This window comes from Streptomyces sp. NPDC054866 (genome assembly GCF_053610745.1).
Genome location: NZ_JBSGZA010000002.1, coordinates 201,250 through 226,667 on the forward strand (window position 1 = coordinate 201,250; position 25,418 = coordinate 226,667).

Below are 25,418 nucleotides of genomic sequence, written 5' to 3' on the forward strand. Positions count from 1 at the left end.
CCTCGTGCCCTCTGTACTTATGGGTGCCGCGCGTCACTCATGGGTGCCGCGTTTCGCGCCGCGTGTCGTGCCGCGTGCTTACAGGTGCGGCAGGATCGACGGCATCAGGTCCTGGAACGTGCGGCCGTTGGCGGGATTGCCGATGGCCGTCATCTGCCAGCCCGCGCCCGCGCGGTGGACCTTCGCCATGATCTGCGCGGTGTACTGACCGCCGCCGTCGAGTGTGTACCGGGCGAGCTCCTGGCCGTTGGTCTCGTCGACCAGGCGGCAGAAGGCGTTCTGCACTTCCTGGAACGTCTGACCCGTGAAGGAGTTCACCGTGAAGACGATCTGGTCGATGTGGACCGGGATCCGCGCCAGGTCGACGAGGATCGCCTCGTCGTCCCCGCCCTGGCCGACACCGCCGACCAAGTTGTCACCGGTGTGCCGCACGGAGCCGTCGTCACTGACGAGGTGACGGAAGAACACGACGTCCACCGGCTGCTTGTCGGCGAACAGGACCGCCGACGCGTCCAGGTCGACCTCACGCGTGCGCGTGCCGAACAGGCCCCGCCTCGGGGCCGCTTGCCAGCCGAGCCCCATGCGCACCGCGGTCAGGGCGCCCCCGTCGTCCTTCTGCAGGCTGATGGCCTGACCCTTGGTCATGTTGACCGTCACGCGCTGTCCCCTCTCGAACTGCCTGGGCAACCGCCGGTCTGTGCGGTTGCCCAGCACCCTATGCAGAGGCACTGACAGTGCCGCACTGCGGGCAGCACTTTGTGTCGGTGTTGCAACACACCAGGCCGTACGCCTACGCCTGCCCCGCCTCCCGCATCTGCCTGAGCTCCTTCTTCATCTCTGACACCTCGTCACGCAGCCGTGCGGCGATCTCGAACTGGAGGTCCGCGGCGGCCGCGCGCATCCGCGCGGTCATCTCCTCGATCTGCTCGGCCAGTTCGGCGGCGGGACGGTCGGTGGGCACCTTCTCGGCGGCCTTGCCCTTGGCCCCCTTGGCCGCCTTGCCCGCCTTCTCCGCCTTCCCGCCGAGCGCGGGCACCGGAGCCTTGGCTTCCTTCGCCTTGCGGTAGTCCGTGCCGAGCAGCTGCTCCGTGTCGACCTCCTCGCGGGCGATCGCCGACACGATGTCGTTGATCTTCTTGCGCAGCGGCTGAGGGTCGATCCCCTTCTCCTTGTTGTACGCGATCTGCTTCTCGCGGCGGCGGTTCGTCTCCTCGATGGCCTGCTCCATCGCGGGGGTGACCTTGTCCGCGTACATATGGACCTGCCCGGAGACGTTTCGCGCCGCGCGGCCGATGGTCTGGATCAGGGAGGTGCCGGAGCGCAGGAAGCCCTGCTTGTCGGCGTCGAGGATCGACACCAGGGAGACCTCGGGGAGGTCGAGTCCCTCACGCAGGAGGTTGATGCCGACCAGGACGTCGTACTCACCGGCGCGCAGCTCGCGCAGGAGCTCGACGCGGCGCAGGGTGTCGACGTCGCTGTGCAGATAGCGGACCTGGATGCCCAGTTCGAGGAAGTAGTCGGTGAGGTCCTCGGCCATCTTCTTGGTGAGCGTGGTGACCAGGACGCGCTCGTCCTTCTCGGTGCGCGTACGGATCTCGTGCACCAGGTCGTCGATCTGCCCCTCGGTGGGCTTGACCACGACCTCGGGGTCGATGAGGCCGGTGGGGCGGATGATCTGCTCGACGAAGCCGTCGCCGCGCGAGAGTTCGTACTTCCCCGGGGTCGCCGAGAGGTAGACGGTCTGGCCGATGCGGCCGAGGAACTCCTCCCACTTCAGCGGGCGGTTGTCCAGGGCGGACGGCAGCCGGAAGCCGTGGTCCACCAGGGTGCGCTTGCGGGAGGCGTCCCCCTCGTACATCGCGCCGATCTGCGGGACCGTGACGTGCGACTCGTCGATGACGAGGAGGAAGTCCTCGGGGAAGTAGTCGATGAGGGTGTTCGGCGCGGAGCCGGGCTCGCGGTCGTCGAAGTGCATCGAGTAGTTCTCGACGCCGGAGCAGGAGCCGATCTGGCGGAGCATCTCCAGGTCGTACGTCGTGCGCATGCGAAGGCGCTGGGCCTCCAGCATCTTGCCCTGCTTCTCCAGCTCGGTGAGGCGCTCGGCGAGCTCCTTCTCGATGCCGGTGACGGCCTTCTCCAGGCGCTCCGGTCCTGCCACGTAGTGCGAGGCCGGGAAGACGTACAGGTGGTCGTCGTCGCTGATGACCTCGCCGGTGAGGGGGTGCAGCGTGGAGAGCGCTTCGATCTCGTCGCCGAACATCTCGATGCGGACGGCGAGCTCTTCATAGACCGGGAAGATCTCGATGGTGTCGCCACGGACCCGGAAGGTGCCGCGGGCGAAGGCCACGTCGTTGCGCGTGTACTGGATGTCGACGAAGCGGCGCAGGAGCTGGTCGCGGTCGATCTCCTCGCCGACCTTGAGCGAGACCATCCGGTCGACGTACTCCTGCGGGGTGCCGAGGCCGTAGATGCAGGAGACGGAGGCGACCACGATCGTGTCACGCCGGGTGAGCAGCGAGTTCGTCGCGGAGTGGCGCAGGCGCTCGACTTCCTCGTTGATCGAGGAGTCCTTTTCGATGTACGTGTCCGACTGAGGGACGTACGCCTCGGGCTGGTAGTAGTCGTAGTACGAGACGAAGTACTCCACCGCGTTGTTCGGCAGGAGCTCTCGGAATTCGTTGGCCAGCTGGGCGGCCAGCGTCTTGTTCGGCGCCATCACGAGGGTGGGGCGCTGGAGCTTCTCGATCATCCACGCGGTGGTGGCCGACTTGCCGGTGCCGGTCGCGCCGAGCAGGACGACGTCCTTCTCACCTGCGCGGATGCGCCGCTCCAGGTCGGCGATGGCCGCCGGCTGGTCGCCGCTTGGCTGGTAGTTGCTGACGACCTCGAAGGGCGCCACCGTGCGTTCGATCTTGGATACGGGCCGCATGGAACCCACCGTACGACCCCCCACTGACAACGGGGTCGGATCACCAGCTCTGCGGGGTCCTCGGGCCGGGTCGCTGCGGGGGCCTGCGGCCGGCCCGCGGGTCGTGCCGGTCGCCCGAGCGGGGCACGGGGTAAGGGGCGCGCTGCCTCTGTGCGGCGCTCTGGAGGTCGGCCTTGCCCATCACCATCAGCGGGTCGAACATCACGATCACGCCCGCGAGGAGCAGGAAGGCGAGCGGGCCGATCATCATGGGCGCGAGCAGTTCGGCGGGCGACTCTCCTCCGGTCGGCGTTCCGGTCGAGCCGTGCAGATGGACCCTGAGGGCGGCCATCCCGGTGTAGTGCATCCCGCTGACGGCGAGCCCCATCACGAGGCTCGCGCCCAGGCTCCAGAGGAAGCCCCTGACCTGTGCGGCCGCCCATAGGGCAGCGGTGGCGGCGACTACGGCGATCACGACGGACGCGGAGACGGTGAGGGTGTTGTACTCCAGCGTCCCGCGCAGACGCATACCGGCCATTCCCAGATAGTGCATCGAGGCGACACCCAGACCGGTGATCGTTCCCCCGGTGAAGAGCGCCGTCCCCGTAGCACCGCGGTATCCCACGATGAAGATCCCGATGCCGACCATGACGATGGCGACGGCGAGGCTCGCGAAGGTCAGCGCCTTGTCGTAGTGGATCGGGGCTTCCTCGACGGTGAAGCCCATCATCGCGATGAAGTGCATGGTCCATATGCCGGACCCGATCGCCGCCGACCCGAGTGCGAGCCAGCCGGGCCGCCAGGAGTGCGCGACGAGGAGCGACCTGGTGGTGCAGCGCAGGCCGAGCGCTCCGCCGAGACACGCCATGAGGTACGCCGCTACCGGCGTGACAAGTCCATAGCTGAAACCGTCGACCGTGCCCTGCATGCGCGGTAGCCCTTCCGCCTGTTGTTTCCAAATGCCCGGGATTGCCCCCAAGTGGCCCCGGCCGACCGTCTACTGACAGGCCATGGGCTGACGCAGAGAGTAAAGCTCACTCCGGAACTTGCGAACGATTCTCCGGGAAAGAAACCCGGCTGTCTCCGTTCAACCTGTGGCCATCCTGCACCTGTCTCGCGTTGGCCGTGGACTGTCACTCTCATCCGGTCCGTGCCCGCACATCGCGAGGAGTCACCGTTGTACGCACGCGTTGCCGCTGCCACCACCGCCGCTCTTCTTGGAGCCGGCGCACTAGCTCTCCCCTCCGTCACCGCTCACGCCGCCGACCAGAAGTCGGCGCCGACGTCCACGCGGACGTCCACGCAGACGTCCGCCTCGCACGACAGACCGCTCGTCGTCGCGCACCGGGGCGCTTCGGCCTACGCGCCCGAGAACACTTTCGCAGCCATCGACAAGGCTGCTGACATGGGGTTCCGCTGGGTCGAGAACGACGTCCAGCGCACCAAGGACGGCGAGCTCGTGATCATGCACGACGACAACCTGAAGCGGACGACGAACGTCGAGCAGCTCTTCCCCGACCGCGCGCCGTGGAAGGTCAAGGACTTCACAGCGGCGGAGATCGCCAAGCTGGACGCCGGCAGCTGGTTCAGCCCCAAGTACGCGGGGCAGCGGGTGCCGACGCTGAAGCAGTACATGAACCGCGTATCGCGCAACCACCAGAAGCTCGTCTTCGAGTTCAAGAAGCCCGAGCTGTACCCGGGCATCGAGAAGCAGGGCCTCGACGTCCTGCGCAAAACGGGCTGGCTGGACAAGCACCACGTCAAGAGCAAGCTCGTCATCCAGAGCTTCAGCGCGGACAGCGTGAAGACGGTGCACAAGCTGCGGCCCGACATCAAGACCGGCTTCCTCGGCACCCCCGCGGTCGCCGATCTGCCCACGTACGCGAAGTTCTCCGACCAGATCAACTCGACGCACGGTTCCATCTCCCGTGAGTACGTCGCCGCGATCCACGCGCTCAAGGGGCCGCACCGCAAGCACCTGGAGATCTTCACCTGGACCGTGAACGACGCGGCAGCCGCGAAGCGCGTGGCGGGCTTCGGGGTGGACGGCATCATCACGAACACGCCGGATGTCGTGCGTAAGGCCATCTCCGGCTGACGCTCCTCTGCTGTGGGCGGCGTTGTCAGTGCCCGGTCGTACGGTGGTCCACATGAACGCCAACGGGCAGCATGAGCAGGGCCGGCCGGGTCTGGACGACTCGCGGCAGGTGGTGTGGGCCGTCGTCGCGAGCGACATCGGCCCACTGCTGCTCGCCGCGACCGACGAGGGTCTGGTCAGCGTCGTCTTCCACGCCACGGACGCCGTGCGCGACAAGGCCCTCGACCGGCTCGGCTCCCGGTTGGGGGCCGAGCCGGTCGAGGCGCCCGGATCCCCGCTCCTCGCCGAGCCCATACGCCAGCTCACGGCCTACTTCGCGGGCGAGCGGCACGACTTCGAGCTGCCGCTCGACTGGTCGCTGATCTCCGGGTTCAACCGCCAGGTCCTGCGCGAGTTGACCACCGTTCCGTACGGCGCTGTCGTGGGGTACGGAGATCTGGCCCGCCGAGTCGGCCAGCCGGGCGCGGCTCAGGCCGTCGGCATGGCGATGGGTGCCAATCCGCTGCCGGTCGTGGTGCCCTGCCACCGGGTGGTCGAGAGCGACGGGGGCATCGGCGGTTTCGGCGGCGGTGTCGAGACCAAGCGGCAGCTCCTCGCCCTGGAGGGGGTGCTTCCGGAACCGCTGTTCTGACACCCCTGCCCCGGCGAGCTGTAGCGGGCTGTGAAATCCGCGTTTCCCGGGCACGAACGTCCTGGCACACTGCGTCAGTGACTTCGACCCTCGACGCTCCTGACATACCCGCGCCAGAAGCACTGCCCGCGCTGCGCCGCCGCACTACGGCGGTGCTGGTCTCCAGTCAGATACTGGGCGGGCTCGGGGTACCGATCGGCATCGCCCTGGCCCCGATGCTCGCGACCGAGGTGAGCGGGACGGAGGCGCTGTCCGGCCTCGCGCCCACCGCGTCCGTCGCCGGCACGGCGCTGCTCTCGCTGCCGCTCGCCGCCCTGATGACCTCCCGGGGACGGCGGCCGGGCCTCGTCCTCGCGTATCTGATCGGCGCGCTGGGAGCGGGACTCGTAGTCCTCGCCGCGGTCATCGAGAGCTTCCCCCTGCTGCTGCTCGGCATGGCCGGCTTCGGGGCTGGGTCGTCGGCCAATCTGCAGGCCCGCTTCGCGGCGGCCGACCTCGCCGAGCCCGACCGGCGCGGCCGCGCCATCTCCCTCGTCATCTGGGCCACCACGATCGGCTCGGTCCTCGGCCCGAACATCGCCGCGCCCACGAGCCGCGCCTTCTCCGGCACCTCCATACCCGAGTCGGCGGGCCCCTTCCTCTTCGCCGCCGGGATCTTCGCCGTCGCCGGTCTCGTGGTGGCGGTGCTGCTGCGGCCCGACCCGCTCCTCACCGCCCGCGCGCTCGCCCCGCAGGAGAACCAGTCCGCGCAGAGCCGCTCGCTGCGGGCCGGTGTCGCCGCGGTGGCCGCGTCGCCGATGGCCCGGCTCGCCCTGGTGACGGTGGCCGCTTCGCACACGGTGATGGTCTCGATCATGGTCATGACCCCGGTCGACCTGGGGCACCACGGGGCGAGTCTGCAACTGGTCGGCCTGGTCATCAGCGGCCACATCGCGGGCATGTACGCGCTCTCGCCGGTGATGGGCTGGCTCTCCGACCGGTTCGGGCGGCTCTCCGTGATCGGCCTCGCGGTCGGGCTGCTGTGCTGCGCCGCGCTCCTTGCCGGCACGGCGGGCCCCAGCCACGGCCAGACCGCCGCGGGTCTCTTCGTGCTCGGCCTCGGCTGGTCCGCGGGCCTGGTCTCGGGCTCCGCGCTGCTCACCGACTCGGTGCCGCAGCCCGCCCGGGCCGCCGTGCAGGGCCTCTCGGACCTGACCATGAACACGGCAGCGGGCATCGGCGGCGCGGCAGCCGGCCTGATCGTCGCGCAGGCGAGCTACGGCTGGCTCAACCTCATCGGCGTCTGCGTACTGCTGCCGATGGCGACGCTGGCGCTGCGCCGGGCGGTCAAGAAGGCGTGACGCCGGGCGGGCGGCCCGTGGGCCCGGCGGCCCGGCGGTCCGGTGACTCATGAGCCCGGCGGTCAGGGCAGCGTGATGTGGTACGCCTTGCGCAGCGTCTCGTGCACGGTCCACGTCGTACGGTCGCCCTCGCGGAAAACGGCCGCGTCGCCGGGGCAGACCTCGATCACGTCGCCGCCCTCGACCTCGATGGTGGCGCGGCCGCTGACGACCACGAAGAGCTCGTTCGCCTCGGTGTCGGTGACCACGCCGGGCGTGATCTGCCAGATGCCGCGCAGCTGCTTGCCGTCGGCCGACTCCCACAGGACCTTGCCGGTGACCTCCGGGGTGCCGGAGACGATCTGCTCGGGGTCGAGGGGCTCCGCCTCCAGGTCGACATCCGGAATGTGCACAGCAAAGGACGCAACGGCTTGATCATTCGTGGTCATGGCCGGTCACCTTAGCGGGGCCTGTCGGGCGGGCCGGGAACGGGTCAGCCCTCTACGCCATCTCCGTCCTCTCCGTAGTGCCGCGCTTCGAAGATGTTCCCGTCCGGGTCGCGGAAGTAGAAGCCGCGGCGGGCCATGCCGCGGGCACCGAAGGCGTTGTGCGAGATGTCCGACACAGGCGTCCCGCGCTCCTCCAGACGGGCCCGCAGCGCCTCGAAGTCGGTCTCCGTCAGGGCCAGGCAGACGTGGTTGACCGGGTGGCCCGCGCTCTTGTCGGCGCCGGGCACGACGCTCATGCGCTCGGCGAGCGTGAGCGGGGCGAGGTCGAAGATGGTCTCTTCGTTGAGCCGAACGGAGGGGAACGCGGCCTTGCCCGCCGAGAACTCGGCGACGCGCAGGGGTTCGAGGCCCAGCACTTGCTCGTAGAAGTCGACTGCCGCCGCGGGGTCGCGCACCCACAGGACGACGTGGTCGAGACGTGTCGTGTTGTCCGTCATGCCCTCAGGCTGCTGTTCCGTCCCCGGCGCCGCAAGGGTTTGGCGGGGCGCGCCGACCGCCAGGGATTGAGGGGAGACCCGACGGCAGGAGGCAGGCCCGTGTTGGTGGAGTCCGACTTGGTGTCCGACTTGGTGGTGTCCGACGAGGTGCGGGCGGCTGTGGAGAACCGGCGGCCCGTCGTCGCCCTGGAGTCCACGATCATCGCGCACGGGCTGCCGCGCCCGCGCAATCTCCAGGTCGCGCGTGAACTCGAAGAGGTCGTACGTGAGGAGGGTGCTGTCCCCGCCACGGTCGCCGTCCTGGACGGGCGCCCTCATGTCGGCCTGGACAAGCAGCAGTTGGAACGGGTCGCGAACGAGGACGGCATCCGCAAGCTGGGCCACCGCGACCTGGCGCTCGCGGTCGCGGCGGGCGCGAGCGGGGCGACGACGGTGTCCGCGACGGCGCTGCTCGCCGCGCGGGCGGGCGTACGGGTGTTCGCCACGGGCGGGCTCGGCGGGGTGCACCGGGAGTGGGCGGTGACCCAGGACGAGTCCGCCGACCTGGGGCTTCTCGCCCGGACGCGCATCACGGTGGTCTGCGCGGGGGTGAAGTCGATCCTGGACGTGGCGGCGACGTTGCAGCGCCTGGAGACGCTGGGCGTGGCGGTGGCGGGGTACGGGACGGATCGCTTCCCCGGCTTCTACCTCACCGACTCCGGGCATCCGGTGGACTGGACGCTGCGTACGCCCGCGGAGGTCGCGGCGGTGATGCGGGCCCAGGACACTGTCGGCGGCCCGGAGTCCGCGCTGCTCGTGGCGAACCCCGTGCCGGAGTCCGAGCAACTCGATCCCGCGCTCCACGCGCGCGTGCTCGCCGAGGCGTTGGAGGAGTGCGCCGAGCGTGGCATCACCGGGCAGGCGGTCACGCCGTTCCTCCTGGACCAGCTGGTGCGGCGCACCGACGGCGCGTCACTGAGCGCCAATCTCGCGGCGGTGCGGGGCAATGTACGGCTCGCGGGGCGGATCGCGGCGGCCTGGGTGGGGCGGTGACGTCGGGGCGGGGCGGGGCGCTGCTGGTCGTCGGTGACGTCATCACCGACATAGTCGCGCGACACCGGACGCCGCCTGTTGCGGGCACGGACACCGCGGCGGCGATCCGTACGGTGCCGGGCGGCGCGGGCGCCAACGTGGCGTGCTGGGCGGCTTCTTGGGGCTGCCGCGATGTGCGGTTCCTGGGGCGGGTCGGCGCGGAATCGGCGGCGTGGCACGAGGAGGCGCTCACGCGGGCGGGGGTGCGACCCCGGCTCGTCGTCGACTCCGAGGCGCCTACGGGGACCGTGATCTGCCTGGTCGACGGGGGTGCCGGGGCCGGTGCCGAACGGACGTTCCTGACGGACAGCGGAGCGTCGCTGCGCCTGTCGGGCGCGGACTGGTCGCCGACGCTGCTGGACGGGGTGGGGTGGCTGCACCTGTCGGGTTACTTGTTCTTCGCGAGGCAGAGCAGGGCGGTGGCCGAGAGGGCACTGGCGGCGGCACGCGCGCGTGGAGTGCCGGTGAGCGTGGACCCGGCGTCGGCGGGTTTCCTGGCCGTGCTGGGGGTCGAGCGGTTCTTGGCGGCGGTGGAGGGGGTGGATGTGTTGTTGCCGAGTGAGGGGGAAGTGCGGTTGCTGGCGGGGGCGCCTTGGAGGGACGGGGCGGTGGGGGGCTTGGCGGAGGCTGCCGCGAAGTTGAGTCGGCGGTTCCCGGTGGTGGTGGTCAAGCGGGGCGCTGCGGGGGCGTTGGTCGCGCGTGACGGCGAGGTGCGGGGCGAGGTCCCCGCGCTGCCTGCCGCTGCGCGGGACTCTACGGGGGCGGGCGACGCGTTCACGGGGGCGTTCCTTGCGTCACGCCTCTCCGGGGCGGGGCTCTGCGAGGCTTCGGCGGAGGGGTGCCGGGCGGGGGCCAGGGCGGTGGAACGGGTGGGGGGCCGGCCGGCTTAGGGGGGGGGCGGGGTGGTGCGGGGCCGTGCCGGGGCGGACATCCTGGCTCCCGTCGGCGGGCGCATACGGGGGTACGGCAACGGTCCGTCTGCGGGTGCGGGGCCGCGCCGGTATGTCCGTCCTCGCTATCGTCCGGTGACCGCGAAGCTACTGCGGCACCGGAGCCTTCGGAAGCCGTGCTCCGGGCAGACATACCGGCACGTCCCCTCGCGAGCGTCGCCGACTGCGGGGGCGTACGGGTACGGCAACGGTCCGTCTGCGGGTGCGGGGCCGCGCCGGTATGTCCGTCCTCGCTATCGTCCGGTGACCGTGGGGTTGCTTCGGCCCCGGAGCCTTCGGGAGCCGTGCTCCGGGCAGACATACCGACACGTCCCCTCGCGAGCACTGCCGACTGCGGGGGCGTCCGGGGTACGGCATCGGTTCGCCTGTGGGTGCGGGGCCGCGCCGGTATGTCCGTCCTCGCTATCGTCCGGTGACCGCGTAGCTACTTCGGCTCCGGAGCCTTCGGAAGCCGTGCTCCGGGCAGACATACCGCCACGTCCCCTCCCGTGCGCTGCCGTCTGCGGATGCGTGTGGGGCGGGGCTCCCAAGGGTGCGGTGCGGTGCATCGATGTCCCCCCGTCCCCCACCCACCCGCGTCGCCGACTGCGGGCGCGTGCGGGCCGGGGCTCCCGAGGGCGGGGCGCGGTGCTGCCCCATCGATGCCCCCGTTCCCCACCCACCCCTGCTGCGCCCCCCTCGACACCGCGGGGCAATCGGGCGGGTGGGCGGGAAAGCTTGTTCGTTCAGGGGTGGATGCGGGGTGAACGGGCGGGTGGGTGGGAAGGGAGTGGGGGGGATGCCGGGAGGTGTTGCTAGGCCTTGCGGCCCCAGGCTGAGATCAAGGGGGGCGTTGCGAGGTCCATGGGCTCGGCGGCGATGTTCGACAGGTGGTCGGCGATCTCCGCCTCCGTGGCCAGGCCCGCGGACGTCAGGGCCGCACGGGACTGCTGAATCGTCGCCGCCTCCAGGGCCACGCAGGCAGGCGAGGTCAGAGGAAAGTACGCGTCGGCCTCCACCTGCCGCAGGCCCGCCGCCCGAAGCAGGCGGGGCAACCCACGGCCGTACGCAAGATCGGCCCCGCGCTGAGCGAGCAGCGCGTGCCGAAGCCGGTTCGCCAACTGCTGCGCAGGCCCATGCTCGTCCGGACAGGACAGCGGCTGAAGGGCCGGATCCGCCTCCTCGATCAGCAGACGGCCCCCCGGCCGCAAGGCCCTGATCATCGAGCGCAGTGCCAGCTCCCGATCCGGCACCCGCGCGAGGACGAGCCGCGCGTGGACAAGGTCGAAGCCCCCGCCGGGCGGCCCCTCCGACCCCACGTCGTGGATGCGTACCTCGACCGGCGTCCGGGCGGCCGACGTATGCCAGGAGATGTCCGAGTCGGTGGCGAGGACCCGCCCCGTGGGGCCGACGCGCTTCGCGAGCCAGGAGACGACGGACGTGCCGCCCGCACCGACCTCCCAGCAGCGCCACCCCGGCCCGATGCCGAGCCGCTCGATGTGCCGGAAGGTCGTGGGGTCGAAGAGCGCGGAGAAGGCTTCGGAGCGCTGCCCCGCACCCGCCCCCTCGGCGTGCCGATTCCGATTGCCGGTCAGATAGCCGTCGATGAGCGTCATGCGTTGATTATCGCGATTGTCCGGCTTGCTCCGGGGAGGCGGCTCCGAAGGCCCGGAGCGGAGTATTCCGTTCCCCCAGGCTCCGACCGCACGGTCGGGACGTACTGGCACACTGGCACGTCAAGTCACCAGAACGAGGAGCCACGCATGTCGATGGCAGGCAACCTGCGAAAGGTAGGGAACCTCCGCAAGGTAGGCGGCCTGCGGAAAGTCGCGCGGGTCGCCCAGTTCGTGCGCAAGCACAAGCGCGTCGACCTGAGCCACCCCGCCCGCTCTCCCCTGGGCTCGGCGGTGGTGAAGTGCGTGACGTACCGGAACGGCGTGCGCCAGGAGGACGGCCGCGACCTCGTCGAGGAGGTCGAGCGCGTCCGCAAGAGCGGTGACGGGTTCGTCTGGCTCGGGTTGCACGAGCCGACGGAGGAGGAGTTCGCGGGCATCGCCGAGCTCTTCGACCTGCACCCGCTCGCCGTGGAGGACGCGGTCCACGCCCACCAGCGGCCGAAGGTGGAGCGGTACGACGAGACGCTGTTCGCCGTGTTCAAGACCGTTTGCTACGTGGAGCATGCCGAACTCACCGCGACCAGCGAGGTCGTGGACACCGGCGAGATCATGGTCTTCGTAGGCAAGGAGTTCGTGATCACCGTGCGGCACGGCCGCCACGGTTCGCTCGGCCCGCTGCGCGAGGAGCTCGAATCGGCGCCCGAGCAGCTCGCCCAGGGCCCCGCGGCGGTCCTGCACGCGCTGGCCGACCACGTCGTGGACGACTATCTCGTCGTGACGGACGCGGTGCAGGCCGACATAGACCAGGTGGAGATGGACGTGTTCTCCAAGGAGGGCGAGCGCGCCGACCCCGGCCGGATCTATCAGCTCAAGCGCGAACTCCTCGAACTGAAGCGGGCCGTGGTGCCGCTCGGCCGCCCCCTGCAGACCCTCTCCACCCAGCCCATGCGGGTGATCGCCCCGGAGATACAGGCCTATTTCCGGGACGTCGACGACCACCTCAAGCGAGTCACGGAGCAGATCGCCGCCTTCGACGAGCTCCTGAACTCCATCCTCCAGGCCCATCTCGCCCAGGTGACGGTCGCGCAGAACGAGGACATGCGGAAGATCACCGCCTGGGCCGCAGTGATCGCCGTACCGACGATGGTCTGCGGTATGTACGGGATGAACTTCGACCACATGCCCGAACTGCACTGGAAGTACGGCTATGGGCTGGTGGTCGGCGTGATCGTCACCACCTGTTTCGCCCTCTACCGCGGCTTCCGGCGCAACGGCTGGCTCTAGGTTCCGGGCTCCAGACCCCCGGCTCCAGGATCAGCTCTTGGCGTAGACGCTCTCGACCCAGCTCGCGAGCTGGCTGTCGTCGAGGTGCGTGGCGAGGTCGGCCTCGCTGATCATGCCGACGAGGCGTTTGTTCTCGATGACCGGGAGCCTGCGGATCTGGCTCCCCTTCATCTCCTGGAGCACCTCGTCGAGTTCCGCGCCCGAGTCGATCCAGCGCGGCGTGCCCTTGGCCAGGTCGCCCGCGGTCACCCGGGACGGGTCGTGCCCCATCGCCACGCAGCCGACCACGATGTCGCGGTCGGTGAGGATGCCGCAGAGCCGCTCGTTCTCGTCGCTGATGGGCAACGCGCCCACGTCGAGCTGACGCATCAGTTGTGCTGCGCGGTCCAGGGTCTCGTGTGCGGGGATCCACTGGGCGCCGCGGTGCATGATGTCTCCGGCGGTGGTCATGAGGTACCTCCCGGTGCCGGACGGCCGGCGCGGCGCGGAGGCACCGCTAGTCCCGGCGCCCCTCATTCTCGCCGGGCCCCCGGAGGTCCGCATTCCGAAGGCGTGCGGACCTGGCGGGACGGGACGGGGCCTCGGGTGCCATCCGGGCTTGCCCGGCCTGACCCTGCCTGGCTCGGCCCTCAGGCGGAGAAGCCGACGATCTTCTCCGGGACCACCCTGATGATCACCCGGACCTCCTCGTCCTTCTCGCCGGGCGGGTCGATGCCCAGGTACTTGTGCGCGAGCTCGTGCGGAAGGCGCTTCTCCGGGTCCGGGAGGATCTCGGCGACGCCGCGGATCTCGGTCGACGTGTACGGGTTGGCCAGGTCGAAGACCGAGATGCTGATGCGCGGGTCGCGTTCGAGGTTGCGGACCTTCTGCCGCCGCGCCGTGGAGGAGAACAGCACGGTGTCGCCTTCCCGTTTGATCCACACCACCGAGTTCTGTGGCGCGCCGCTGGGGCCGAGGGTCGCGACGCTGGCGAAGTTCTTGCCGTCGAGGAGGGTGCGGACCGATTCGCTGAAGTGGATCTCTGTCGTTGCCATGCCCAGACTCTAACTACATGCACGTGCATATAAAAGGGTTTTGGCTCAACATTGCTTCAACATCCTCTTCGCGTCTTCGTCGCGCGAGGCGCCGTGGCCGTCAGCCGCTCCATGCCGGGTGCCGCGGGTCGTCCGCGCGTACGACTACGTCCGCCACCGCACCGGGGTCCGTCTCCGCCTCGTACCGCTCGAAGGCGGGCAGGGTCCACCGCTCGCTCTCCGCCGTACGCCGCCGCAGGGCGCCCGGCGAGAGGCTCGTGTGGACCGTCAGATCGAAGGGGAACCAGTGGCCGAGCAGCAGCGGCCCGTGCAGCAACAGCATTGCTCCGGGCTGGAGTTGGATGTACGGGCTGCGCGTCGCGCGGTCCGCTTCCGGGTCCCACAGGTCGGGCAGCACCCGTCCCGTGCCTCCGGGATCCAGCGGCCCGAGAACCTCGCGCCAGAGCGCGCCGGTGTCGAACCAGCCGCTGTAGTACGACTCCACGTCCTCGCGCCCGTACTCGAGGCGGAGCGAGGCGGGGCGCAGGAAGCCTTCCGTGCCGACGACGAGCGCGGAACGCCCGCGCACCCGCAGCGCGTCGGCCACGCTCCGGGCCAGCTCGCCGGGCCTGCCCGCCGGGGCTCCGTCGAAGGCGACGCGGGGCCAGGGGCTCGCGTCGGCCGTCTTCAGGTCGAGCAGCCGGTCGGCGAGGGTCTCCGTGAGCCGGCCCCAGGTGATCGCTTCAAGTCGCACCCACCCCATGATGCCGGGCTCCTCCCGCCAGGGGCGGGGCACCTCCTGTCCTGCGATGCCGGGCCTCTCCTGCCAGGGGGCGGGTCACCTTCCGCCAGGGGGGCGGGGCATCTTCCGTCCTGTGATGCCGGGCTCCTCCCGTCAGGTGGGCGGGGCATCTTCCGTCCTGTGATGCCGGGTTCCTCCCGCCAGGGGCGCGCTCCTCCCGTTCTATGATTCCGGGCTCCTCCCACTACGGTGCCGGGCTCTCCCCCGCCGTATCGCCGGGCGTTCCTGCCCCCTCCCTCTCCCCCGCGGCGGTACGCACCCGCTGCCCGGGGGAATGAATTCCCCATGGCACCAACTCCCCTCGCCCGGAAAGCACTTCTCGCCATCCAGCCCCTCAAGCGCCGCCACTGCGCGGAGTGCCGCGGCGGACCTCTCACCCTCCTGGTCGTCGAGGACTCCGAGCCACGCTGCCTGGACTGCGCCGACCTGGGGCATCTCGTCTTCCTGCCACGCGGCGACACCGCGCTGACGCGTCGGGCCCGCGAGGGGAGCGGGCTCTCGGCGGTGGTCGTCCGCCTCAACCGGCGCCAGGGCCGGTACGAGCGGCAGGGCGTCCTCGTCGAGGAGGCGGCGCTGGTACGGGCCGAGGAGCAGTGCCTCGCGGACGCGGAAGCGCGGGCGCGCCGCCGGGCGCGGGACGCGGTGCGCCGGGCCATGGAGGACGTCCGCTTTACCGCGGCCTTCGCGGACGAGATACGGCGGCTCTTCCCGGGGTGCCCCGAGGAGCGGTCCCGGGCGATCGCCGCGCACGCGTCCGTGCGGGGTAGTGGGCGGGTGGGACGGAGCGCGGCGGGGCGAGCGCTGTCTTCCTCTGCGGTGACGGCTGCGGTGGTGGCGGCCGTGCGGCACACGGAGACTCCGTACGACCGTCTCCTCATGAGCGGCGTCCCCCGGGGCGAGGCGCGCCGCCGGATCGCCCCGGCGGTCGAGGCGACGCTTCGGGCCTGGCAGGCCCCCGGCCGGGGGGAGGTTCTGGCGGTCTGAGCCTCCCCCCGGCCGGCGTGCGCGTTCCTGTACCGCCGCTTCGCGGCGGATTTTTCCCGCCCACCCACCCGATTGCCCCGGAGTAATCGGGTGGGTGGGCGGGGCGATCCGCCGCGAAGCGGCGGGCCAGGGCAGCCGGCGACGGCAGGCAGCGAACACCCCACCCCAGACGGACACAGCACGCCCGTTCGCCCACCCCTCGACACGGGGCAATCGGGCGGGAGCGACCCGCCGAGAAGCGGGCGGAAGCGCGAAGTCCGCCCAAGGACCCCGGCCAGACGCCCGCGTATGCCCCCGCGCGCCCCACGCATGGCGCCCCACCCGGCAAGGGCAATTCACTTGTGGTGCGGGGCCGCGCCATGGAGGATCACAGCGGCTCGCTCACCTGACGGCTGCCTTACCCAACGCGGGAGTTGCCATGATCGAGGGACCGTACTTCGTGCTCGTCGTCCTTGCCACACTCGCCTGCGGCATGGTCGCCGGAGCGTTCGTCGCGTTCTCGACGTTCGTGATGCAGGGCCTTGCCGCGCTGCCCCCCGCGCAAGGCATCGCAGCCATGCAGTCGATCAACGTCAAGGCGGTCACCGCCGGGTTCATGACCGTGTTCATGGGCGCCGCCGGCCTCAGCGCGGTCGTCGCCGTCGTCACCTTCGTACTCTGGCCCGACGACGGCACCGTAGAGCTGCTCCTCGGCAGCGCGCTGTATCTGTTCGGCTCGTTCGGGGTGACCATCGCCGCGAACGTCCCCCGCAACGACGCCCTCGCCAAGCTCGACGCGCAGGCACCGGAGAACGCGGACCGCTGGCGCACGTACGTCCGTGAATGGACCATGTGGAACCACATCCGCGTCGGAGCCTCACTTGCCGCCTCGGCGTCCTTCATCCTCGCCCTGACGTAGCCAGGACGTATCCCTGGCCCAGAGCCCCCCGGCCCCCGGCCCCCGAGCGTGCCGCGCCCGCCCACCCGTCGTACAGTGGCCGAAAGCCTGCAAACCCACGCGAGAAACCACGCGAGCAGGCACGCGAGCACGAGAGAAGGCACGCGAGGGAGACGGCCATGGCCGACCCCAAAGGCTTCCTCACCACCACCCGCCAGGAATGGCCCCGCCGGCCCGTCGGCGAGCGGGTCAAGGACTGGGACGAGGTGTACGTCCCCGGCGCGCTGCTGCCCATCGTCGAGCGGCAGGCCGACCGCTGCATGGACTGCGGCATCCCCTTCTGCCACGGTGCCTGCCCGCTGGGCAATCTGATCCCCGAGTGGAACGACCTCGTGTCGCGCGCCGACTGGCGTGCCGCGGCGGAGCGGCTGCACGCCACCAACAACTTCCCCGAGTTCACCGGCCGCCTCTGCCCCGCGCCCTGCGAGGCGGGCTGCGTACTCGCGATCAACCAGCCCGCGGTGACCATCAAGAACGTCGAGGTGGCCATCGCCGACCGCTCCTGGGCGGACGGTCTCAACCCGCCGCGCGCCCCGGACCGGCACTCCGGCAGGACGGTCGCCGTCGTCGGGTCAGGGCCTGCCGGACTCGCCGCCGCGCAGCAGTTGACCCGCGCGGGGCACACCGTCGTCGTGTACGAGCGCGACGACCGCGCGGGCGGGCTCCTGCGGTACGGAATCCCCGCGTTCAAGATGGAGAAGCACCACGTGGAGCGGCGGCTCGCGCAGATGCGGGACGAGGGCACGGTCTTCCGTACGTCCGTCGCGATCGGGCGGGACATCGGCGCCGCGGAGCTGCGGACCAGGCACGACGCGGTGGTACTCGCCACCGGTGCCACGGCCTGGCGCGAACTTGACGTGCCGGGGCGGGAGTTGAGCGGAATTCATCAAGCCATGGAGTACCTGCCGCTCGCCAACCGCGCGTGCGAGGGGGACTTCGACACCTCCCCTCTCTCCGCCGCCGCCCAGCACGTCGTGATCGTCGGCGGCGGGGACACCGGAGCGGACTGCCTGGGCACGGCGGTACGTGAAGGGGCCGCGTCCGTCACGCAGTTGGACATCTACGAGCGGCCCGGTGACGTACGCGACGAACTGGCGGAGCCCTGGCCGACGTACCCGAAGGTCTATCGCGTCTCCGTCGCGCACGAGGAAGCGGGCGAGCTGCGCACCGCCCCCGCGGCGGACGCCGACGCACGGCTTTTCGCCGCGTCCACTCTCCGGTTCACCGGCGACGTGGCGGGCCGGGTACGCGCCCTGCACCTGACCGAGGTCGACGCGGACCGCCGCCCACGCCCCGGCACCACCCGTGAGCTCCCCGCCGATCTGGTGCTGCTCGCCCTCGGTTTCACCGGGCCAGAGCGGACCCCGGGCGGCCTGATCGACCAGCTCGGCCTGGACGTCGAGGACCGCGGCACCCTCGCCCGCGGCGCGGACTTCTCGACCAACGTGCCGGGCGTCTTCGCGACCGGCGACGCGGCACGCGGCCAGTCGCTCGTCGTATGGGCCATCGCAGAGGGCCGCGCGACCGCCGCCGCGGTGGACCGGTGGCTGACCGGCGCGACGCAACTGGCGGCACCGATCGGCCCGTACGACCGGCCGATGACCGTGTGAGCCCGCCAACGGAGGCCGCCACTCAGGGAATTGACCCCGAAGCGGGATCGTGACCGACAAGGCTCACGACAGGAGGAAGTCGGCCTCCCCCGCCTTCGCCCCCTGGATGAACGCGTTGATCTCGCCGTGCGTGTAGATCAGTGCCGGGCCGTCCGGATCCGCCGACTGGCGGACCGCCACCCTGCCGTCGGCCAGCTTCATGGCCTCCAGGCAGTTGCCGCCGTTGCCGCCGCTCCACGGCTTGTGCCAGCCCTCGCTGCCGAGCTCACGGGCGGGCATGCCGTTGTATATCCGGGAGTCGTCCCGGGAATCGGGGCGGGACCCGGCTCCGGGCTTGGACCCGGGTCGCGTACCGGCTCGGTGTCGATCCATTCACAGCTCCTTGCGGAGATCCCGGAGGATCTCCTTTGTGCGATGTGCCGTCGCGGCCTGCGCCGCCATGCGGTCCATGACCTCGAGGTGGGTCGCCACCTCGGTGCGCGCGTCCAGATAGACGGCGCCGGTCAGGTACTCGCTGTAGACCATGTCCGGCAGCTCCGCCATGGCGAAGCGGAAGAGCACGAACGGTCCGTACGTGCCCGGGTGCGGACCCGCCGCGAACGGCGCGATCTGCAGCGTCACATGAGGAAGTTCGACGGCTTCGAGCAGCTTGTCGATCTGCTCGCGCATCACATCGGGGCCGCCCACCGGTCTGCGCAGGGCGGTCTCGTCCATCACGATCCAGACCCGTGGCGCGTCCTCGCGGGTGAGCAGTGACTGGCGCTCCATGCGCAGCGCCACGTACCGCTCGATGTCGTCGGGGTTGGTCTGGCCGATCGCTCCGGAGCGCATCACACCGCGTGCGTACTCCTCGGTCTGCAGCAGACCCGGCACGAAGTGCGGTTCGTAGGACCTGATGAGGCTGGCTGCCCCCTCCAGGCTGACGTACATGCTGAACCAGCCCGGCAGGATGTCGTGGAACCGCTGCCACCAGCCCGGCTTGTTCGCCTCCTCGGCGAGCGTCACGAAGGCGTCGGCCTCGTCGTCGGCGACGCCGTAGGACTTCAGGAGGAGCTGGAGATACGGGATCTTGAACGCGACCTCGGCCATCTCCATGCGGCGGACCGTGGCGGGGGCCACGCGGAGAATCCGCGCGGCCTCCTCCCGCTTGAGGCCTGCGCGCTCACGCAGGTCCTGCAAGCGACGGCCTAGGACGACCTGGCCGACGGTCGGCGCGGACCGCGGTTCGCTCACGTCCTACCTCCACGTACTCCATGTCATGCCAATTCACTCCGCACCTGGAGCCGTTGCGAGCAGTGTGCCATGTGCCGTCTCGAAGGAACACGCCACTGTGCACTTTTCAGAGTGGGTCTTGCCAAGGTGTTCCCGGCGGGGCGATAGTGGATGGCGTGACTCCGCCCGCGCCGTTACACACAGCTGCCGCCGAGGCCCCTGTTGGCATTACTGCCGACGCGTGGGCCGATGGCGGATCCGAGCTCTGCGTCAGCTTCGCGCTGGTGCCACGGCCGGGCTCCGCCTCACAGGCCAGACGGCTTGCGAACGCCCAGCTCCTGGGCTGGGACATAGGCGAGGACGCCCGCGACGCCGCGGCCCTCGTGGTGTCCGAGCTGGTCACGAACGCGATCGTGCACACCGCGAGCCACCGGATCGTCTGCGAGCTCTGTACGAAGCCCGGGACCCTGCGCATAGCTGTGCGTGACGACGGATATGGATCGGGTGTCCCGCGCCCGGCGCTGGAAGGGCCCGACGCCGATGAGGAGCACGGGAGGGGATTGCTTCTCGTCGGGGCGGTGAGCAGCGCGTGGGGTGTGCGGGACGAGGGCCCCGGGGCCGGCCTCACCGTATGGGCGGAACTGCGGGCATGACGTGACTGAGGGTGCGGGCGTGAGGACGACGTGGACAGGGGGCGTGTGAGCGCGGTGACGGTGCGGCGGCGGTTGGATCTGGACACGCTGGTCCGTCTCGAACGGAGGCGGACCGCCGCTGCCTCCCCACCACCGCCGACGCGGCTCGCCGTCCCGGCCGGGATGTCGCAGCCTCTGGGGTGCGACGCGGTCTCGGTGCCCGCGCGGTTCGGGCCACGGCTGCTGGCGCGGCTGCCTCGGGTCGGGTGTGTGTACGAGGACGTGGACGCGGGGCGGTGGTGGTGGATCGTGCCGGCCGACTCCGATGTGGCGCTCGAGTGGCCGTCCCCCGCGTATTACGCCGCGGGGGCCGTGGTGCCGGGGGCCCGGAGCGCTCCTTCGCTGATCCACAGCCCTTCCGGGGGCGAGGTGCCTTATACGCCGCCCATTCCGCTGTACCTGGCTTGGTGCAGCGCCACGGGGATTACGCCGGTGTGGTCTCGGGCCGTGCGGGCCTAGCCTCCGGCGGTTCTTTCCCCAACCCCGCCCCTTCCCGAAACCATGGGGCTCCGCCCCCTGGACCCCCGTACAAGATGTCCTCAAACGCCGGACGGGCTGACCCAGTCCGGCACGCCCGCCGCCACCGCCGCGGCGACCGCGGCCAGCGAGGCCAGGCTGCCGTCCCCCACGTCCTTGGTGGACTCCCCGTAGCCCGGCAGGTCGAGCGCGTACACCGTATGGCGTGACGCCGCCCCCGGGACGCCTCCAGCGTGCCCGCGATCGGCGACGAAGACGGCGGGCAGCTGCCAGACGGACGCGAGGTTCAGGGATTCGAGGGTGGTCCCCTGGTTGCTGCCGCCGTCGCGCACACCCCGGCGGCGGACGCCTCCTCACCTGCGTACAGGTGGACGAAGCCGGGGATGTCGCCGGTCGCGAACTCCTCGACGGAAGAACTCCTTTGCCTGCGCGGTTGCGGAGTTGTCTGCATGGGGTATGGCACTGCGGCCTGGATGTACCGGCAGCAGTTGCCCGGGGTTGCAACCCGGCACAGGACGTACGCAAACGGAGAAGGAGAAGCAGACGAACGACAAACAGAACCACTCCCAGAAGCACAGCAACTCGCGGAAACAGACCGGCACTTCGGAGTCGGAGGCGCTGCTCTTCGGCGGGCCTCTGCGCTACGACACCGGCTGGGCGCAGCACGAGGAGGCCTTCCTCCAGCTGGGGTTCCGGTCCATGCTGAAGCGGCTTCCCGCGCTCCTCGCCGCCAGCTTCCGGCTCGCCTGGCAGGCCGACCGGCGGGCGGCGCGCATCGTCATCGGCTCCGAGGTGGGCCGCGGAATCGCCCAGGCGGTGAGCCTCCTCGCGGTCAACAGCATCCTCGGGCGCCTGATGACCGACGCCCCGATCGCCGACCGGCTGCGCGGCGCGACACCCGCCCTGGTGACGATGGCGTCCGTGCTGTTCGTCGCCGCACTGCTGCGCGCCGCGTCGACGTACGCGACGGGCCGCCTCGAACCGAAGGTCGAACGCGTCGCCACCGAGCAGTACTTGGAGAGGGCCGCGTCGGTGGAGCTGTCGGCCATCGAGGACGACGCGTTCCACAAGCTGCTCGACACGGCGCAGTACGGAGCCTCGTCAGCTCGCCGCATGATCGGCATCGCCACGCGCGTGGTGAACGCGATGATCTCGCTGATCGCGGCGGCGAGCGTGCTGACCGTCCTGCACCCGGTGCTGCTTCCGCTCCTGGTCACGATGACCCTGCCGAGCGCGTGGAGCGCCCTGACGATCGCCCGGCGCCGCTATGTCTCCTTCCACGCGTGGGTGCAGCACGCCCGCGCGGGACGCCTCATCGGCAGCCTGCTCACGGAGGCGCGGGCGGCCCCGGAGATCCGGGTGCACGGCGTGGGGCCCTTCCTGCTGCGGCACTTCCGGTCGATGTCGGAGGCGGCGGAGGAGGAGCAGGCGCGCCTGGCGCGGCTCGCCGCCCGTACGGGTCTGATCGCGGCGGCCTGGACGGGCGTCGCCACCGCGGCGACGTATGCGACGCTCGGCGGGCTGCTGCTCGCGGGGGCGATGGCGCTGTCCGTCGCGGGCACCGCCGTCATCGCGATCCGCACCGGCGCGTCCAACCTCGACACGCTCGTCCTGGAGATCAACTCCCTGCACGAGGACGCCCTGTTCGTCGGCGACCTGGAGCGGCTCTTCGTGGAGGCGGCGCAGCGCGCGATCCCGGCCGGCGGGGCCGAACTGCCCCCGGATCCACGGGAGATACGGTTCGAGAACGTCACTTTCCGCTATCCGGGGGCCTCGGGCAAGGACGCGCTCAGCGACATCTCGCTCACCCTGCCCACCGGGAAGATCGTCGCCCTGGTGGGCGAGAACGGCTCCGGCAAGACCACTTTGGTGAAACTGCTCGCCGGTCTGTACGCGCCGAAGGGCGGCCGGATCCTGTGGGACGACGTCGACGCGGCGACCGCGGACCGGCATCAACTGGCGGCGCGTATCGCGATGGTGGCGCAGGACTTCAAGCGGTGGCCGTTCACGGCGCGGGTGAACATCGCGATCGGCCGGTCGTCCGTGCCGCTCACGGACGACCGTCTGGATGCCTCGGTCGACGAGGCAGGCGCCGGGGACGTGGTGGCCGATCTGCCGCGCGGGCTCGATACGTTGCTGGCCCGCGCGTTCACCGGCGGGCACGAGCTGTCGGGCGGTCAGTGGCAGCGGCTCGGCATCGCGCGCGCCGCGTACCGGCGCGGCAGCATCCTCATCGTGGACGAGCCGACGGCGGCCCTGGACGCCCGGGCCGAGCTGGAGGTCTTCGAGAAGATCAGGGCCCTTGCCGGGACGGGCCAGACCGTCATCCTCATCACCCACCGCCTGGCGTCGGTGCGCCACGCGGACCTGGTCCATGTCCTGGAGGGAGGGCGCCTGGTGGAGTCGGGCACACCGGACGAACTCCTGCGGACAGGCGGGGTCTACGCGGAGCTGTACGCGCTTCAGGCGGACCAGTTCACGGCGGAGATCACGAAGACACCGATGATCCCCTCACCCAACGGGCACGCCGAGCGCTGACGTCTCAGGCGGCGGCCGCCACCTCGGGGACCTCGGTCTCGCGCACGATCACGAGGAAGGCGTCGGACGCGAGGTCCATCACGACCTCCGCCTGCTGTCCCTCCATGCGGCGGGCCCGCGCGAACTCCTCCGCGGGCCAGGATCCTCGCGGCCCACCGGCCGGAAAGCGTTCAAGTACCACTCGGCTGTTCATCATCGTCCTTCTGCTCCCCCGTTGGCAGCCCTGACGGGCTCTCATGGAGTAGAACGCGCCGAGGGGTGGAAAGGACTCGCAACGTGACGGACCTGACACCTGGTTGTGTCGGTTCGTCACATCTCGTACTCGTCGTGATACCTCAGCCGGCTGCTGCCCGCGGGCGCCCCGAGCCCTGTCGCCCGCCCCTTCGGCTCCTCCCACTCCTCCTGCCGGCCAAGGGCGGTGAGGTCGAGGAGGCTCGAATAGGAGGCGACCCAGTCGGTGCCGCGGTCGTACGTCGAGTACGTGTGGAAGACGCGGTCGCCGTCCCGCAGGAAGCAGCTGAGGCCCGGCTGCTCGAAGGACTCGTCACCCTCGCCGACGGTGGCGTCGAAGTCGCGGTTGAAGTCGCTGCCGCAGGAGGAGTACCACGGCACCGTCCAGCCCATCCGCGCCTTGAAGGGCAGGATCTTGGTGAAGGGCGCCCGGGAGACGGCGATGAAGTTCGTGCTGCGGGCCCGCAGATGGGCCAGGTGGCCGATCTGGTCGAGGAAGGCCGAGCAACTGCGGCATCCGGCGTCCCACTCCGGGGCGAACATGAAGTGGTAGACGATCAGTTGGGCGTCCCCGTCGAAGAGGTCGAACAGCGTCGCCTTGCCGTCGGAGCCGTCGAAGAGGTACTCCTTGCCGATCTCGACCATCGGAAGCCGGCGCCGCTCGGCGTTGAGCGCGTCACGCGCCCGCGTCTCCGCCTTCTCCTTGGCGAGCAGTTCCTGGCGCGCGGTGAGCCACTCCTCGCGCGTGACGATGTCGGGAAGTCCCATTGTGCCTCAGTCCCTCCTGCGGACCCGCCCCTCGGATCCGTACTTCTCCGAGGGGTGACCTGCGGGCTCACCGGAACTCATCGGTCGCGGCGAAGAAACTTCGAAGAATCCTGAGGGAAGCCGGGGAGGCTAGAAAGTCACCGGAAGCACGAGCAGCCCGCGCGCCCTGACCGAGGGACGCCATCGCAGCTCTTCGGGCGGCACCCCGAGTGCGAGGCGGGGGAAGCGTTCGAGGAGGGCGGCGAGCGCGGTGGCCGTCTCCAGGCGGGCGAGGGGCGCGGCGACGCAGTGGTGGATGCCGTGCCCGAGGGCGAGGTGGCCCGTCGCGTCGCGCGTGATGTCGAGGCGGTCGGCGTCGGGGTAACGGCGCGGGTCGCGGTTGGCGGCCGACGGGGAGAGCAGCACGGTCTCGCCCGCCGGGACGGTGACGCCGCCGATGGTGACGTCTTCGAGGGGGAAGCGGCGGATGGCGAGCAGGGCGGGCCCGTCGTAGCGGAAGAACTCCTCCACGGCTGCCGGTATGTGAGACGGGTCCGCGCGCAGGGCCGCGAGCTGGTCGGGGTGGCGCAGGAGGGCGAGGACCGCGTTGCCGATGAGCTGGACGGTGTTCTCGTAGCCGGTGAAGAGGATCAGGAAGGCGAGCGACATCAGCTCGTCCTCGCTCAGCCGGTCCTCCTCCCCCTGGCCTGTGCCGCTCTCGTCCCGTACGGCGATCAGGTCGGACAGCAGGTCGTCGGCGGGCTCCTTGCGCTTCTGAGCGAGGAGTCGCGTGAAGAAGCCGAGCATCGCGACGACGGCCTCCTTGGCGGCCTGCGGTCGCGCGGGGTCGGGCGCGACCAGGGCGTCGGTCCAGGCCCGGAAGTCCGGGCGGTGTCCGGCCGGCACCCCGAGGAGGTCGCAGACGACGGTGATCGGGAGCGGGGCGGCGTACGCGGCGACGAGATCCGCGCGGCCCAACGGCTCGACGGCGTCCAGGAGTTCGTCTGCGGTGCGCCGGATCGGCGCGCGCAGGCTCTCCACCCGGCGGGGCGTGAAGGCCTTGGCCACCAGGCGCCGGATGCGGGTGTGGTCCGGCGGGTCCATGTTGAGCAGGTTCGCGTCCAGGGCGGGCGGCAGCGCGAAGCCCCGGTAACCGCCGGGCAGCGCATGGCTCTTGTCGAGCGAGAGCCGCGGGTCGGCGAGGGCGGCGCGTACGTCGTCGTACCGTGTGACCAGCCAGGCCGGGCTGCCGTCGGGCCCCGCGATCCGGTGCACGGGAGCGGTGTCGCGCAGCCGCGCGTAGGTGGCGTAGGGGTCGTCCATGAGGCCGTCGGCGGGGTCCGGCTGCGGAGGGTGTGACATGCGTACACCCT

The 25,418-nt window shown here is 70.7% G+C and carries 27 protein-coding genes; 12 read left to right on the forward strand and 15 right to left on the reverse strand.

Annotated elements, in window-relative coordinates:
* Positions 1-78: 78 nt before the first annotated feature.
* From ACWGI2_RS09620 to ACWGI2_RS09630, 3 genes are all read right to left on the reverse strand, one after another.
* Positions 79-657 carry a TerD family protein gene (locus tag ACWGI2_RS09620; protein WP_344521847.1) on the reverse strand — a complete coding sequence of 193 codons (579 nt, stop codon included), beginning with the start codon at positions 655-657 and terminating at the stop codon, positions 79-81.
* Positions 658-790: 133 nt separating this feature from the next.
* A complete protein-coding gene (gene uvrB / locus ACWGI2_RS09625; protein ID WP_453694810.1) occupies positions 791-2,929 on the reverse strand; it encodes an excinuclease ABC subunit UvrB in 2,139 nt (712 codons plus the stop codon).
* A 40-nt stretch (positions 2,930-2,969) separates the two neighbouring features.
* Positions 2,970-3,836: an MHYT domain-containing protein gene (locus ACWGI2_RS09630; protein ID WP_160504383.1), complete on the reverse strand. Its 867-nt coding sequence runs from the start codon at positions 3,834-3,836 to the stop codon at positions 2,970-2,972.
* A gap of 249 nt (positions 3,837-4,085) precedes the next feature.
* Here ACWGI2_RS09630 and ACWGI2_RS09635 point away from each other — a divergent pair, with 249 nt between their 5' ends.
* The 3 genes from ACWGI2_RS09635 (at position 4,086) to ACWGI2_RS09645 (ending at position 6,977) form a co-directional block, all read left to right on the forward strand.
* A complete protein-coding gene (locus ACWGI2_RS09635; RefSeq protein WP_453694811.1) occupies positions 4,086-5,006 on the forward strand; it encodes a glycerophosphodiester phosphodiesterase in 921 nt (306 codons plus the stop codon).
* Positions 5,007-5,058: 52 nt separating this feature from the next.
* Positions 5,059-5,637 carry a methylated-DNA--[protein]-cysteine S-methyltransferase gene (locus ACWGI2_RS09640; RefSeq protein ID WP_453401629.1) on the forward strand — a complete coding sequence of 193 codons (579 nt, stop codon included), beginning with the start codon at positions 5,059-5,061 and terminating at the stop codon, positions 5,635-5,637.
* Positions 5,638-5,714: 77 nt separating this feature from the next.
* Positions 5,715-6,977 (forward strand): MFS transporter, encoded by a 1,263-nt coding sequence (locus tag ACWGI2_RS09645; RefSeq protein WP_453694812.1) that lies wholly within the window; start codon positions 5,715-5,717, stop codon positions 6,975-6,977.
* Between the two features lie 62 nt (positions 6,978-7,039).
* On the opposite strand, the gene ACWGI2_RS09650 is transcribed toward ACWGI2_RS09645, so the two are convergent.
* Together ACWGI2_RS09650 and ACWGI2_RS09655 are read right to left on the reverse strand one after the other, a co-directional pair.
* Entirely contained in the window at positions 7,040-7,405 is a 366-nt protein-coding gene (locus tag ACWGI2_RS09650) for a cupin domain-containing protein (protein ID WP_453694813.1), read from the reverse strand.
* Between the two features lie 44 nt (positions 7,406-7,449).
* Positions 7,450-7,902, reverse strand: coding sequence for a VOC family protein (locus ACWGI2_RS09655; protein ID WP_453694814.1), 453 nt, complete (start codon positions 7,900-7,902; stop codon positions 7,450-7,452).
* Between the two features lie 99 nt (positions 7,903-8,001).
* On the opposite strand from ACWGI2_RS09655, the gene ACWGI2_RS09660 reads away from it, so the two are divergent.
* Both ACWGI2_RS09660 and ACWGI2_RS09665 read left to right on the forward strand, forming a co-directional pair.
* Positions 8,002-8,934 carry a pseudouridine-5'-phosphate glycosidase gene (locus tag ACWGI2_RS09660; protein WP_453401625.1) on the forward strand — a complete coding sequence of 311 codons (933 nt, stop codon included), beginning with the start codon at positions 8,002-8,004 and terminating at the stop codon, positions 8,932-8,934.
* Positions 8,931-9,863: a carbohydrate kinase family protein gene (locus tag ACWGI2_RS09665; protein ID WP_453694815.1), complete on the forward strand. Its 933-nt coding sequence runs from the start codon at positions 8,931-8,933 to the stop codon at positions 9,861-9,863. The genes ACWGI2_RS09660 and ACWGI2_RS09665 overlap by 4 nt, the downstream gene beginning before the upstream one ends.
* 854 nt (positions 9,864-10,717) lie before the next feature.
* Here the strand turns inward: ACWGI2_RS09665 and ACWGI2_RS09670 are convergent.
* Positions 10,718-11,518, reverse strand: a complete 801-nt coding sequence (locus ACWGI2_RS09670; protein ID WP_453694816.1) for a methyltransferase domain-containing protein — start codon at positions 11,516-11,518, stop codon at positions 10,718-10,720.
* Between the two features lie 147 nt (positions 11,519-11,665).
* On the opposite strand from ACWGI2_RS09670, the gene ACWGI2_RS09675 reads away from it, so the two are divergent.
* A complete protein-coding gene (locus ACWGI2_RS09675) occupies positions 11,666-12,802 on the forward strand; it encodes a magnesium and cobalt transport protein CorA (protein WP_453401622.1) in 1,137 nt (378 codons plus the stop codon).
* 30 nt (positions 12,803-12,832) lie between these two features.
* Here ACWGI2_RS09675 and ACWGI2_RS09680 read toward each other — a convergent pair whose 3' ends face one another.
* The 3 genes from ACWGI2_RS09680 to ACWGI2_RS09690 all read right to left on the reverse strand — a co-directional run bounded on the left by ACWGI2_RS09680 (position 12,833) and on the right by ACWGI2_RS09690 (position 14,569).
* A complete protein-coding gene (locus ACWGI2_RS09680) occupies positions 12,833-13,252 on the reverse strand; it encodes a CBS domain-containing protein (protein ID WP_453401621.1) in 420 nt (139 codons plus the stop codon).
* 179 nt (positions 13,253-13,431) lie between these two features.
* Positions 13,432-13,836 carry a PPOX class F420-dependent oxidoreductase gene (locus ACWGI2_RS09685; RefSeq protein ID WP_453401620.1) on the reverse strand — a complete coding sequence of 135 codons (405 nt, stop codon included), beginning with the start codon at positions 13,834-13,836 and terminating at the stop codon, positions 13,432-13,434.
* A 100-nt stretch (positions 13,837-13,936) separates the two neighbouring features.
* The gene (locus ACWGI2_RS09690; RefSeq protein ID WP_453694817.1) at positions 13,937-14,569 is read right to left on the reverse strand and encodes a uridine kinase; all 633 of its coding nucleotides are present in this window, start codon (positions 14,567-14,569) and stop codon (positions 13,937-13,939) included.
* A 333-nt stretch (positions 14,570-14,902) separates the two neighbouring features.
* Here ACWGI2_RS09690 and ACWGI2_RS09695 point away from each other — a divergent pair, with 333 nt between their 5' ends.
* The 3 genes from ACWGI2_RS09695 to ACWGI2_RS09705 all read left to right on the forward strand — a co-directional run bounded on the left by ACWGI2_RS09695 (position 14,903) and on the right by ACWGI2_RS09705 (position 18,148).
* A complete protein-coding gene (locus ACWGI2_RS09695; RefSeq protein ID WP_453694818.1) occupies positions 14,903-15,601 on the forward strand; it encodes a DUF2293 domain-containing protein in 699 nt (232 codons plus the stop codon).
* A 418-nt stretch (positions 15,602-16,019) separates the two neighbouring features.
* Positions 16,020-16,499, forward strand: a complete 480-nt coding sequence (locus ACWGI2_RS09700; protein WP_160504396.1) for an anthrone oxygenase family protein — start codon at positions 16,020-16,022, stop codon at positions 16,497-16,499.
* 158 nt (positions 16,500-16,657) lie between these two features.
* The gene (locus tag ACWGI2_RS09705; protein WP_453694819.1) at positions 16,658-18,148 is read left to right on the forward strand and encodes a glutamate synthase subunit beta; all 1,491 of its coding nucleotides are present in this window, start codon (positions 16,658-16,660) and stop codon (positions 18,146-18,148) included.
* Between the two features lie 63 nt (positions 18,149-18,211).
* On the opposite strand, the gene ACWGI2_RS09710 is transcribed toward ACWGI2_RS09705, so the two are convergent.
* Positions 18,212-18,427, reverse strand: coding sequence for a DUF397 domain-containing protein (locus ACWGI2_RS09710; RefSeq protein ID WP_249593092.1), 216 nt, complete (start codon positions 18,425-18,427; stop codon positions 18,212-18,214).
* A 93-nt stretch (positions 18,428-18,520) separates the two neighbouring features.
* Positions 18,521-19,381: a helix-turn-helix domain-containing protein gene (locus ACWGI2_RS09715; protein WP_453401615.1), complete on the reverse strand. Its 861-nt coding sequence runs from the start codon at positions 19,379-19,381 to the stop codon at positions 18,521-18,523.
* 263 nt (positions 19,382-19,644) lie between these two features.
* On the opposite strand from ACWGI2_RS09715, the gene ACWGI2_RS09720 reads away from it, so the two are divergent.
* Both ACWGI2_RS09720 and ACWGI2_RS09725 read left to right on the forward strand, forming a co-directional pair.
* Entirely contained in the window at positions 19,645-20,013 is a 369-nt protein-coding gene (locus tag ACWGI2_RS09720) for an ATP-binding protein (RefSeq protein WP_453694820.1), read from the forward strand.
* A 30-nt stretch (positions 20,014-20,043) separates the two neighbouring features.
* Positions 20,044-20,511: a hypothetical protein gene (locus tag ACWGI2_RS09725; protein WP_453694821.1), complete on the forward strand. Its 468-nt coding sequence runs from the start codon at positions 20,044-20,046 to the stop codon at positions 20,509-20,511.
* An 80-nt stretch (positions 20,512-20,591) separates the two neighbouring features.
* Here ACWGI2_RS09725 and ACWGI2_RS09730 read toward each other — a convergent pair whose 3' ends face one another.
* Complete coding sequence (locus ACWGI2_RS09730) at positions 20,592-20,861, reverse strand: thiamine pyrophosphate-dependent enzyme (protein ID WP_453694822.1); 270 nt, start codon at positions 20,859-20,861, stop codon at positions 20,592-20,594.
* A gap of 286 nt (positions 20,862-21,147) precedes the next feature.
* Between ACWGI2_RS09730 and ACWGI2_RS09735 the strand changes: the two genes are divergently transcribed.
* The gene (locus ACWGI2_RS09735; RefSeq protein WP_453695701.1) at positions 21,148-23,067 is read left to right on the forward strand and encodes an ABC transporter ATP-binding protein; all 1,920 of its coding nucleotides are present in this window, start codon (positions 21,148-21,150) and stop codon (positions 23,065-23,067) included.
* 4 nt (positions 23,068-23,071) lie between these two features.
* Here the strand turns inward: ACWGI2_RS09735 and ACWGI2_RS09740 are convergent, their stop codons facing one another.
* The 3 genes from ACWGI2_RS09740 to ACWGI2_RS09750 form a co-directional block, all read right to left on the reverse strand.
* Positions 23,072-23,260: a hypothetical protein gene (locus ACWGI2_RS09740; RefSeq protein ID WP_453401608.1), complete on the reverse strand. Its 189-nt coding sequence runs from the start codon at positions 23,258-23,260 to the stop codon at positions 23,072-23,074.
* 116 nt (positions 23,261-23,376) lie between these two features.
* Positions 23,377-24,066: a DUF899 domain-containing protein gene (locus ACWGI2_RS09745; protein WP_453694823.1), complete on the reverse strand. Its 690-nt coding sequence runs from the start codon at positions 24,064-24,066 to the stop codon at positions 23,377-23,379.
* Between the two features lie 129 nt (positions 24,067-24,195).
* The gene (locus tag ACWGI2_RS09750; RefSeq protein WP_453694824.1) at positions 24,196-25,407 is read right to left on the reverse strand and encodes a cytochrome P450 family protein; all 1,212 of its coding nucleotides are present in this window, start codon (positions 25,405-25,407) and stop codon (positions 24,196-24,198) included.
* Positions 25,408-25,418: the final 11 nt, after the last annotated feature.